At 61.8% G+C, this 10,825-nt stretch carries 9 protein-coding genes; 3 read left to right on the top strand and 6 right to left on the bottom strand.

Features of this window, described 5'->3' with window-relative positions; all coding sequences use genetic code 11:
• Nucleotides 1-163: 163 nt before the first annotated feature.
• From QMX86_RS03040 to QMX86_RS03015, 6 genes are all read right to left on the bottom strand, one after another.
• Nucleotides 164-2,593: a TonB-dependent receptor gene (locus QMX86_RS03040; RefSeq protein WP_282386888.1), complete on the bottom strand. Its 2,430-nt coding sequence runs from the start codon at nucleotides 2,591-2,593 to the stop codon at nucleotides 164-166.
• 213 nt (nucleotides 2,594-2,806) lie between these two features.
• Nucleotides 2,807-3,796 (bottom strand): FecR family protein, encoded by a 990-nt coding sequence (locus QMX86_RS03035; protein WP_282386111.1) that lies wholly within the window; start codon nucleotides 3,794-3,796, stop codon nucleotides 2,807-2,809.
• Nucleotides 3,793-4,359: an RNA polymerase sigma factor gene (locus QMX86_RS03030; RefSeq protein WP_016771621.1), complete on the bottom strand. Its 567-nt coding sequence runs from the start codon at nucleotides 4,357-4,359 to the stop codon at nucleotides 3,793-3,795. Before QMX86_RS03030 ends, QMX86_RS03035 begins: the two co-directional genes overlap by 4 nt.
• 1 nt (nucleotide 4,360) lies before the next feature.
• Entirely contained in the window at nucleotides 4,361-4,687 is a 327-nt protein-coding gene (locus QMX86_RS03025; protein ID WP_282386109.1) for a DUF3325 domain-containing protein, read from the bottom strand.
• Entirely contained in the window at nucleotides 4,687-6,270 is a 1,584-nt protein-coding gene (locus tag QMX86_RS03020) for a PepSY-associated TM helix domain-containing protein (RefSeq protein ID WP_282386107.1), read from the bottom strand. The genes QMX86_RS03025 and QMX86_RS03020 overlap by 1 nt, the downstream gene beginning before the upstream one ends.
• Entirely contained in the window at nucleotides 6,267-6,572 is a 306-nt protein-coding gene (locus QMX86_RS03015) for a DUF3649 domain-containing protein (protein WP_041479671.1), read from the bottom strand. Before QMX86_RS03015 ends, QMX86_RS03020 begins: the two co-directional genes overlap by 4 nt.
• A gap of 145 nt (nucleotides 6,573-6,717) precedes the next feature.
• Between QMX86_RS03015 and QMX86_RS03010 the strand changes: the two genes are divergently transcribed.
• The 3 genes from QMX86_RS03010 to fecA all read left to right on the top strand — a co-directional run bounded on the left by QMX86_RS03010 (nucleotide 6,718) and on the right by fecA (nucleotide 10,600).
• On the top strand, nucleotides 6,718-7,248 hold the full coding sequence (locus QMX86_RS03010; protein WP_282386105.1) for a sigma-70 family RNA polymerase sigma factor: 531 nt from the start codon (nucleotides 6,718-6,720) through the stop codon (nucleotides 7,246-7,248).
• Complete coding sequence (locus QMX86_RS03005; protein ID WP_282386103.1) at nucleotides 7,245-8,177, top strand: DUF4880 domain-containing protein; 933 nt, start codon at nucleotides 7,245-7,247, stop codon at nucleotides 8,175-8,177. Before QMX86_RS03010 ends, QMX86_RS03005 begins: the two co-directional genes overlap by 4 nt.
• An 89-nt stretch (nucleotides 8,178-8,266) precedes the next feature.
• Nucleotides 8,267-10,600: a TonB-dependent Fe(3+) dicitrate receptor FecA gene (fecA, locus tag QMX86_RS03000; protein WP_282386102.1), complete on the top strand. Its 2,334-nt coding sequence runs from the start codon at nucleotides 8,267-8,269 to the stop codon at nucleotides 10,598-10,600.
• Nucleotides 10,601-10,825: the final 225 nt, after the last annotated feature.

Genomic DNA, 10,825 nt, shown 5'->3' with positions numbered 1-10,825 from the left:
TACGAAGTTGCATGGTGGATGCCTCTTGCCAGGACACAGGTCATTTCCTTGATGATGAGCAATGTGCCTATTAAAAAGTGTCCACCATGTCTCCGAACACCTGTCCACCATGTGTCCGGTACATACAGGGAGAGGGCTAGGGTGAGGGGCTTTTGATCTTGCCTCAAAACTCCAGCGTGCTGGAAAGCGAAACCTGCCGCGAATCCCCCATCGACACAAAGAAGCGGCTCGCCGACGAGGTGTAATAGGTGCGATCAAACAGGTTCTTCACGTTCAACTGAAACTTGACCTTCTGCCCCTCAACCGTGGTGTCGTAAGTGGCAAACGCATCCGCCACGGTGTAGCTCGGCAGGTCAAAATCATTCACCGCGTTGCCGGCACGCTCACCGACGTACCGCGCGCCCGCCCCGACACGCAACTGATCGCCGCCAAACACATTGCCGAAGTCATACACCGCCGACAGCGAGCCGGAATTTTTCGCTACGTTTTGCAGGCGCTTGCCTTTGTATTCCGGATCTTCGGTGACTTCGGCATCGGTGTAGGCATAGCTGCCGATCAGGTTCCAGTGCTCGCTGAGCTGCCCGCTCAGGTCAACTTCCAGCCCGCGTGAACGCACCTCGCCTGCCGCACTGTAAATCGTTGTCGGGCCTTCGGAATTGGCCACCAGTACGTTGCGTTTCTTGATGTCGAACAACGCGATATTGCCGGTGATGCTGCCGGGCATATCCAGCCGCGCACCCAGCTCCCACGACTTGGCTTCCTCCGGCGCGATGCTGCCGTCGAGCACGGTACTGCTGCCGCTCAGCGGGGCGATGGTCGAGTTGGGTTTGAACGATTCGGTGTAGCTGCCGTAGAACGACAGCGCGTCGGTGTAGCGATACACCAGCCCTGCGCGCGGCACCCACTTCTGGCCATTGCTGTCGGTATTGGCCTTGAACGGCACGCCTTTGCCGGCGTACTGGTCGTACTCCTGAAAACGGCCGCCGGCGACCAGAATCCACTGCTCGTTGAGGTGAATCGAATCCTGCAGGAACAGCGAATCGCTGCGCAGCTTATCGGTCTGCGCACTGTCGGGCGCACTCACCGTAGTGCCCATCACTTCGCGACCATAGACCGGGTTGAGATAGCTGAACGTGCTCAGGCTTTTCTGCCGGATCAGATCCTCGCGATAGATCTTGCGGTATTCATCATCAACGCCGAACACCAAGTCATGCTGCATGCCCAGCACATTCACTTTGCCTTCGAGGCTCGCGGTGGTGAAACGATCGGTGCTGATCGCGTTTTGCGTGCCGTCCATGCTCCGGGTCAGTGTGCCTTTGTTGGTGTCGATCGCTGTCACGCGCACCTGGCTGGCGTCGTAGGTTTCACGGTTCCAGCTGTAGCCGAAGTGGGCTTTCCAGTCGTCGTTGAGTTCATGGTCGGCTTCGAAGTGGTAGAGGTCCGAGCGCCCTTCCATGTCGTTGAACGGCTCGTCGAGACGCTGTTTGCGCGAGATATCCAGCGGATGGTTGGTGCGCGGATCGATCAAGGTGCCACGGTCGAACGGGGTGAGAAATTCGCGGTGCTCGTAGGCGAACAGCAGCTTGGTGCGCTCGCCGTACCAAGCCAGCGACGGTGCGATCAGCGTCTCGCGATGGGTGCCGAAGTTGCGCCAGTAATCTTCGTCTTCATGATCGACGACCATGCGATAGGCGAAGCCGGAATCGCCCAGCGCGCCGGTGCTGTCGAAGGCGCCGCCGCTGCCGTTCTTGCCGTCACCGTAGGTCGAACCGCGCACGGTCACGGCGTTGTACTGGGTCAGTTCCGGCTTCTTGCTGACCAGGTTGACCACGCCACCCGGATCCTGAATCCCGTAGAGCAACGAGGCCGGGCCCTTGAGCACTTCGACGCGATCCACGGTCGCGTTCATGCCACGGCCCTGCACCAGCGGCATGCCGTCGCGCATGATCGAGCCGTTGCGGTTGTCACCGAAACCGCGAGTCATCACCGAGTCCTGGGTACTGCCCAAGGTGTTGCCCTGGGTGATGCCGCTGACATTGGCCAGCGCGTCGTCTAGATTGCGCGGCGCCTGATCGCGAATGACCTGCGCCGGGATGACATTGACCGTCTGCGGAATTTCTTGCAGCGACGCCGATGAGCGCATCACCGAACTGGTTTCCGGCGGCTGATAGCTCATCGATTCGTCACGCGTCGAGGTGATCGTTGTTGCGCCAAGATTGAGCGCGCCTGCGGTCGGCATCGGCTCCAGCGCCAACGTGTGACTGTCAGTGCGACGAAAGCTCAGGCCGGAGTTGCCGAGCAGGCGTTGCAGGGCCTGTTCGGCGCTCATCTGGCCGTTGACTGCCGGAGCATTGAGGCCGTACGGCGCTTCGTCGGTGTAGACCACGCTCTGCCCGGTCACACGGCTGAAGTCACTCAGGGCCTGCGGTAACGGTTTGGCGGCGAGGGCAAAATTGAATTGCTGTTGCGCCTGATTGCTCACCGCTTCTGTCGCCAGCGCGATACTCATCGGCAGCAATGCCAACGCGGAAAAACTCAACGCCGACATGCCCAACCACTGTTTGACCGAACCGGATTTTGCCCTGGACTTCATTGCTCAATGACCTGTGTAGAACCGCAACGGATGCGAATGGCTCGCAGTTTCAGTCACTACACGGATGGGGCTCGGGGTTACCTCACCTTTAATTTGAAAATATTTTGCGGGGGGATTTGTTGCCTGGGCTGACGCCTTCGCGAGCAGGCTCGCTCCCACCTTTGGAATGCGTTCCCTGTGGGAGCGAGCCTGCTCGCGAAGAGGCCGGCAGCCTCAGCGCAGAATAATCAGCTGCCCCAACACCCGATGCTGCTCAAACCCCAACACGCCCTGCAACGAATTGAGCACCGCCTGCGGGTCCTTGCTCGGAAAGCTGCCGCTGACCTTGCGCGCCGCCAGCTCATCGTTGAGCAGCACAATCCGCCCCGGGTAATAGCGGCGCAGATCCTCGACGACATCGGCCAGCGTGGTCTTGTAGTAGGTCAGCCAACCCTGACGCCAGGCCAGTTGCGCTTCACTGTCCACGGCATGCAGTTTTTCCGCAGTGCCGTCGGCATAAGCAACTTGCTGGCCGGCCGTGAGAATCTGTTGTTGGCCGTGCTCGTCCGCCGTCACCGCGACACGTCCGGACAACACCGTCACTTGCGCGCCATGAGGTTGCCGGCGCACTTCGAACTGGGTGCCGAGCACCCGCGCCTCGCCCTGCTCCGCCGCCACCACAAACGGATCGCCGGTGTGGGTGACGCTGAAGAAAGCAGCGCCTCTGATCAATTTCACGCGGCGCTGGCCATGACTGAAATCCACAACAATCGCGCTGTCGGCATCCAGCGTCACTTGCGACTGATCGGCCAGTGTCACCGTGCGAATTTCCCCAGGTGCCGAGACATGATCAGCGCGCAGATCGTCGAGCCAGCGTTGCGCCTGCCACCCCGTGCCGAGGCTGACCATCAACAGCAGACACGCGGCCATGGCCAGCGCGCCCGACCAACGCAACATCGGCGAACGACGCGGGGCGTCCATCGCCTGCAGATAACCTTGCATCGCGAGCGCATCTTCATCGGCCAGCGTGCGCGCGGGGCTTTCGCTGAGTTCCCAGATCACCTGCGCCTGCGCATACGCTTGGGCATGGGCCGGATCGGCGCGCAGCCATTGGCTGAAGGTCAGCTGATCGCCAGTGCTCGGGCGGTCGTGCAACAGGCTCAGCCAGGCCAGCGCGGCCTGTTCCTGGGCCGTTGTCGGCGTGATCGGGTTTGATGGCTTCACGGTGCTTTCCCTGGCAGGCGTGGCGCGGGGTCGCGCAGGCTGGCCTTGCAGGCCTCGAGGGCGCGCATCATATGTTTTTCCACGGCACTTTGGGACAGGCCCATGGCCTTGGCGATCTCGGCGTACTTGCGCCCGTGAATGCGATTGAGCAGAAAGATCTGCCGGGTACGCTCGGGCAAGGCGCGCAATGCCGCCTCGACATGGCGCAAATCATTACCGGCCTCCAGCGCAGCCTGGGGTTCGCTGCCATGGCTGTCGGGTTCGTCCGGCTGCCAGCCTTCGTTGACCCGCGTGCGCGTGCCTTCACTGCGCAAATGATCGATGGCGATGTTGCCGGCGCAGCGCAGCAGATAAGTGCTGAGCTCTTCGACCTGGACCAGCGGCCGACGCCAGAAGCGCAAAAACAGATCCTGGACCAGATCCGCCGCCGTCGCCCGACAACCGACGCGCCGATTCACCAGCGCCTCCATTTGCGCACGCTGGGACAGAAACACCTGAAGAAAATGCGCACGCGCGCCACGCGCTTCATCGTCACGCGATTCCGGCGGCAGACCGATCAGCACTTCAGCACTGCGCCCAGGCGGCGACCGTGCTCGCCAACAGGCTCAACCCGGCCAGGGCCATGGCCAGACGCGGGCGATACGGCAGCAACAGCACCAATGCCAAAGCGCTGAGCATCAGCACCGCGAACCAGTCGACCAGACCGAAACTCCAGCCACTGGCCGCGACCGCCGCCCACAGCGAAAGCGCCAGCAACAGCCATCCCGCCAACGCCAGACCCTGACGGCGGCGCGTCGACGGTTTGGCGCCGAGCAATTCGGCGTGATGACGTGGCATCGACAGGCACAACGCGGTGAAGCCGGCATAGGTGAGCAACAGGACCAGCAGCATCAGTTGGCCCCCTGTTCGACTGTGATCGAGCGAGGCGAAGGACTTACTTTGCGAACGCTGACGGAGTCGCCCGAACGCTGCATCTTGCGCGCAGCCCAGCCGAGAAAAAGCCCCATCGCCAGACACGTCAGATCAAATCCGGCCAGTGCCCAGTCGCGCTGCATCAGGCTGGCGCCAAGATTCCACGGTGTGGTCAGCGCATTGATCAGCGGCACCGCGATAAACAGCGCGGCGCCGAGCGTCAGCTGTTCGATCCACGCCTTGCGCCCCGGACGCAACACCGCGTGCACCACGCTCAGACCCCAGGCTATGAAGAACGCATTCACTTCCCAATCGGCCCGCCCCGCCAGACTCACCGGCAGCAGTCGATTGGCCAGAAAGAACACCGCCACCGCCGATACCAGGCCGGCCATGCTGGCGATATTCAGCACCTCGACCAGGCGCAACTCGAAGGGCAGCGCCGCGCTTTTCACGTGCTTGAGCTGCCGCTTGCCGAGCCAGATCACCAGCCCGGTGCCGATCATCGCCGTGCCGGCCAGTCCGCAAATGAAATACATCCAGCGCAACAGCGGCCCGGCGAAATGGCCCATGTGCAAACCGTAGAACGCGCCACCCACCGCCATCGCCATGGGTTGATCGGGGGTGCTGCTCAGAAGCTGCCCGGTGACGCCATTGAAGGTGACCGCCCGGCCGAAATCATGCACCACCCGATCGCCCGCGCGGGACAGCACCACCGTGGCGCTGGCATCGCCCGGGTTGCTCACCGACAGGCGCGCGGTATGGCCGCCCGACCACTGCTCGCTGGCCTTGGCCAGTAGCGGCGCCATGGCGGTCAGCGGTGCGGCGACATCGGCGCGCTCGGGCGTCTTCGAGGCGGGAAAGACTTCGTCGTAGAACTTGCGCACGTCGCTGCCGTAAGAGGCAACGATGCTGGCCGGCATGACCATCGACATGAAAATCACCAGGCTGCTGTAAGTGATCATCAAGTGAAACGGCAGCACCAGCACGCCCACGGCGTTATGCCCGTCGAGCCAGGAACGCTGGCCCTTGCGCGGGCGGAAGGTGAAGAAGTCCTTGAAGATTTTCTTGTGGGTGATGATGCCGCTGATCAACGCAACGAACATCACCATCGCGGCGAGAGTCGCCAGCCAGCGCCCCCATGGATAAGGCATCTGCAACTGGAAGTGGAAACGGTAAAAGAACTCGCCGCCCATGCTTTCGCGGCCCTGCACCTCGGCCCCGGTCTGAGCGTCGAGAGTTCGGGATTCGAAGCGGCCGCGCTCGCCGGGTTTGCCCGGCGCCTGTTGCCAGCGCACCGTCAGGCCGGGGTCGCGGGCATCGGGCAAATCGATCAGCCAGCGCGAGGCGCCGGCGGCGTGTTGTTGCAGATAATCTTGCGCCAGCGCCAGGCTCGCTTCGCTATCAAGCGAATGTGCAGCGATTTCCGGCTGCATCCAGTGGCTGATTTCATCTTTGAAATAAGCGAGCGTGCCGGTGAGAAAAATCGCGAACAGCAACCAGCCGAACACCAGCCCGGCCCAGGTGTGCAGCCAGGCCATCGCCTGCCGGAAGCCCTCTTTCATGCCAGCCCCAGACCGCGCGCGGCACCGGAAACGGTGGCGAGAATCACGCTCGGCACCAACAGGCCGACCCACGCCGACCACGCGCTGCGGCAGGCAAAACACCAGAGCACCGCGACCAGATAGACCAGAAAGGACACGGTCATGCCAGTGACCACCGCTTCGGCGCGGTTCAACGGCAGCCACAACGTCAGGGTGACACTGGCCAGCGCCGCCACCAGATAGCCGCCGAAAATCGCCGCCAGCACTCGCGAAGTGACGGCCAGACGATAGGACATGGGAAGGGTGGCGAGTTTGCCTTTCATGTTTCGACCCTGAAACGGAAACGTTCGGCCGACAAGCCGAATCTACAGGCGAGCAATATTAATGATAAATATTCTCATACGCAAAAGCATCTGATTGCCGGACACTGTCGCCAGCCTCTACAATGCGAACCGTTCTTGTTCTCTAATGCACGTTCTCTACGCAAGTTTTGCGTCCGGAGTCATTTCGTTGCCGCCCGCCCAACCCGTCGAATCGCTCTACCACGCTCATCACAGCTGGCTCACCGGCTGGTTGCGGCGCAAGCTCGGCTGCCCGGACAGCGCGGCGGATCTGGCTCAGGACACGTTCATCAAGGTGCTGACCGCTCGCGAGCCACCGCTGATCATCGAACCGCGCGCCTTTCTCACCACGCTGGCCAAGCGCGTGCTGTTCAATCACTACCGACGCCAGGATGTGGAACGCGCCTACCTCGAGACACTGGCGCAGATGCCGGAAATGGTCGCGCCGTCGGAAGAGCACAAAGCGATCATCCTGCAGACACTGGTCGAACTCGATGAACTGCTCGACGGCTTGCCGCGCCAGATCAAACGCGCGTTCCTGCTCGCTCAGATCGATGGTCTGACTTATCCACAGATCGCCGCAGAACTGGGTATTTCGGTGGCCACGGTCAAACGCCATTTGAACAAAGCGGCCATGCGCTGCTATTTCGCGCTGTGAATCGGGTGCCGGATTTCTCCGCGCAAGTCGCCGAACAGGCGGTGCACTGGCTGCTGGAAATGCAGCAGGGCACGCTGACCCCGCGCCAGCAACAGGCCTGGCAACAATGGCTGGATGCGCACAGCGAACACCGCCGGGCGTGGGAACACATGCAACGAGTCAATCAGCGTTTGCGCGGCGTTTCGTCGCCGTTGGCCCACGCGGCGTTGAACGGACCGAAGTCCGGCAGCCGCCGTCAGGCGCTGAAAATGTTGCTGATTCTCGGTGCCGGCTCAGCGGCGACCTGGGGCATGCGCGAGCACACGCCGTTGCCGTCGCTGCTCGCCGATTACCGCACGCCGGTCGGCCAGCGGCGCGAGATCGGCCTGGGCGGTGCCGATTCGTTACAGCTCAATACCGCCAGCTCGGTTGATGTTGACGGTGCGCAGCGGTTGATTGGTCTGCTCGAGGGCGAAATGCTGTTGAGCGCTGCAAATCCGTTCGAGATCCGCACGGCACACGGCGTGCTGAAAACCCAAGGTGCGCGCCTCAATGTGCGGCAGTTTGCCGAGCGCACGCAGATCGCGCTGTTTGAAGGACGAGTCGAACTCATCGCCAACCAGCGCGCGCCCCTGCTGCTGCCGGTCGCGCGGCAGTTGAGTTTCACTGCCAGCTCCGTCAGCGAACCCAAATACCTGGACGCCAACAGCGGTGCGTGGACTGACGGCATGCTGGTCGCCGCTCATATGCGCCTCGGTGATTTCCTCGAAGAGCTTGGCCGCTACCGGCGCGGGCAGCTGCGGTGCGACAGCCAGGTTGCCGATTTGCTGATTTCCGGGACGTATCCACTGGATGACAGCGAGCGGATTCTCGACCTGCTGCAGATCAGTCTGCCGGTCAGAGTGAAGCGCTTTACCCGTTATTGGGTGAGCGTCGAAGCGCGGGTGTAAAAAAAACGCCAAAACCATGAGCCGTTTTTCAGATCTGGCGTGACAGAGAAGGAAAGCCCCCTTGATTCCACCTTCTCAGGATCATCCACATGCAGCCCACCCGCCTTACCCCACTGGCCCGCAGCCTGCGCAATCTTCTGCTCGGCGCCAGCCTGAGTTTCACCGCCCTGCCCGCTGCGCTGGGCGCCGAGACCAAGGTTTATCACATCGCCCCGGCGTCGCTGGAAACCGCGCTGAACCAGTTTGGCCGTGAAGCCGGCGTGCTGATTTCCTTTGGCTCGCAAGTCACCAGCGGTGTGCAGAGCCGGGGTCTGGAGGGCAATTACACGACGCAACAAGGCCTCGATGCCCTGCTCGAAGGCACCGGCCTGCAAGCCCGCGCCGAAGGCGACAATGCCTTCAGCCTGCAACCGCTGGCTGACGCGGCGCTGGAGCTGGGCACCTCGACCGTAGTCGGCGACTGGCTCGGCGATGCGGCGCAGATCAATGTCTTCGAACACCCCGGGGCGCGTGATGTGATCCGCCGCGAAGAATTCGAACGCCAAGGCGCGACCCAGGCCCGCGATGTGCTCAACCGCATCCCCGGTGTGAATGCGCCGGAGAACAACGGCACGGGCAGCCACGACATGGCACTGAACTTCGGCATTCGTGGTCTGAATCCGCGCCTGGCCGCACGCTCGACAGTATTGATGGACGGCATCCCGGTGCCGTTCGCGCCGTATGGTCAGCCGCAGTTGTCGTTCGCGCCGATCAGCATGGGCAACATGGATGCCGTGGACGTGGTGCGTGGCGGCGGCGCGGTGCGTTACGGCCCGCAGAACGTCGGCGGCGTGGTCAACTTTGTGACCCGGGCGATTCCCGACGAGCCAACGGTCAAGGGTGGGTTCCAGACTGAAACCAGCCCATCGTCGAGCCACGACGGTTTCAAGACCAGCGCCAATCTGCTGGCCGGCGGCACCAACGCCAACGGCCTCGGTGGTGCGCTGTTGTACTCCGGCACCCGTGGCGGTGACTGGCGCGAACACAGCGATACCGAGATCGACGACCTGATCCTCAAGGGCAAATATCAGCTCGACGAAGCCAACAGCTTCAACGCCATGGCCCAGTATTACGAGGGCAAGGCCGACATGCCCGGCGGTCTCAACGTCGCCGATTACGATGCCGATCCGTATCAATCGACGCGGCCGAAAGACCAGTTCTGGGGGCGCCGCACGATGTTCAACTTCGGCTATCGCTATCAGGAAGATCGCCGCGAATTCACCGCCAACACCTTCTTCACCAAAACCCTGCGCAGCGGTTATCTGGATCAGGGCACATTCCTTTCGCTGTCGCCCCGCGAGTATTGGGTACGTGGCGTGGAAACCCGTTTCGCCCAAGGCTTCGACCTGGGTCCGAGCAGCCATGAAGTCGGCGTCGGCTACCGCTACATCAACGAGGCCGGCCACGAACTGCGTTATCGCACGCCGATCAGCGCCAACGAATACCCGACCACCAGCAGCCGCAACGACCGCGACACTCGCGGTGGTACCGAGGCCAACGCGTTCTTCGTCGATGATCGCATCGACATCGGCAAATGGACCATCACTCCGGGCGTGCGCTACGAGATGATCGAGTCGCAACAGACCAACAACCTGACCAACGTCAAATACAAGGGCGACTACAACACCGCGCTGCCGGCGCTGAACGTGCTTTATCACCTCACCGACAGCTGGAACCTGTATGCAAACACCGAAGGCTCGTTCGGCAGCGTGCAATACAGCCAGATGTCCAACCGCGTGAGCAGCGGCGAAGTGAAACCGGAAAAGGCCCGCACCTGGGAACTCGGCACGCGCTACGACAACGGTGCCCTGCGCGCGGAGATCGGCGCATTCCTGATCAACTTCGACAACCAGTACGAAAGCAACCAGACCAACGACTCGGTGATCGCTCGCGGCGAAACCCGCCATCAGGGCATCGAGACCAGCGTCAATTACGCGCTGGATGACTTGAGCCCGGCGCTGGCCGGTTTCGATGTCTACGCCAGTTATGCCTATGTCGACGCCACCATCCGCGAGGACGGGCCGAACAAAGGCAACCGCGTGCCGTTTTCCTCCAAGCACAAAGGCACGATTGGCGTCGGTTATACCGAAGGGCCATGGAAGCTGAATCTGGACAGCAGCTTCCAGAGCGACCAGTTCGCCGACAATGCCAACACTTCGAAGGAAAGCGCCGATGGCAGCACCGGCAAGATCCCCGGCTACATGCTGTTCAGCAGCCGCGCCGGGTATGACTTCGGACCGCAACTGTCGGATTTGAATGTGGCGGTGGGGGTGAAGAACATTTTCAACACGCAGTACTTCACACGCTCGTTCGATGACAACAACAAGGGAAAGTACGTGGGTGAGCCGCGGACGGTTTATGTGCAGACGTCGGTGGCGTTCTGACCGCAGCCCATTGAAGATCAAAAGCCCCTCACCCTAACCCTCTCCCAGAGGGAGAGGGGACTGACCGAGGTATATTTACGATTTACGCTCGCCTGCAATATCGAGCCGAACGCTGGACCTGAAAACAACCGGAATTGGCTCCCTCTCCCTCGGGAGAGGGCTGGGGTGAGGGGCTACGGTCTTAAACCCTGCGAGCAATCACCTACACCACAAACAAAAAAAACG

It is taken from the genome of Pseudomonas sp. PS01270 (genome assembly GCF_029959775.1).
GTDB classification, from domain to species: Bacteria; Pseudomonadota; Gammaproteobacteria; order Pseudomonadales; family Pseudomonadaceae; genus Aquipseudomonas; species Aquipseudomonas atacamensis.
The sequence above is the reverse complement of the archived record's forward strand: the minus strand, read 5'-3'. Positions and strand labels throughout refer to the sequence as shown.

Bases quoted from the DNA above. Each gene is read 5' to 3' on its own strand.
- QMX86_RS03040 (WP_282386888.1), bottom strand. From the start codon at position 2,593: ATGAAGTCCAGGGCAAAATCCGGTTCGGTCAAACAGTGGTTGGGCATG.
- QMX86_RS03025 (WP_282386109.1), bottom strand. From the start codon at position 4,687: ATGCTGCTGGTCCTGTTGCTCACCTATGCCGGCTTCACCGCGTTGTGC.
- QMX86_RS03020 (WP_282386107.1), bottom strand. From the start codon at position 6,270: ATGAAAGAGGGCTTCCGGCAGGCGATGGCCTGGCTGCACACCTGGGCC.
- QMX86_RS03015 (WP_041479671.1), bottom strand. From the start codon at position 6,572: ATGAAAGGCAAACTCGCCACCCTTCCCATGTCCTATCGTCTGGCCGTC.
- QMX86_RS03010 (WP_282386105.1), top strand. From the start codon at position 6,718: ATGCACGTTCTCTACGCAAGTTTTGCGTCCGGAGTCATTTCGTTGCCG.
- fecA (WP_282386102.1), top strand. From the start codon at position 8,267: ATGCAGCCCACCCGCCTTACCCCACTGGCCCGCAGCCTGCGCAATCTT.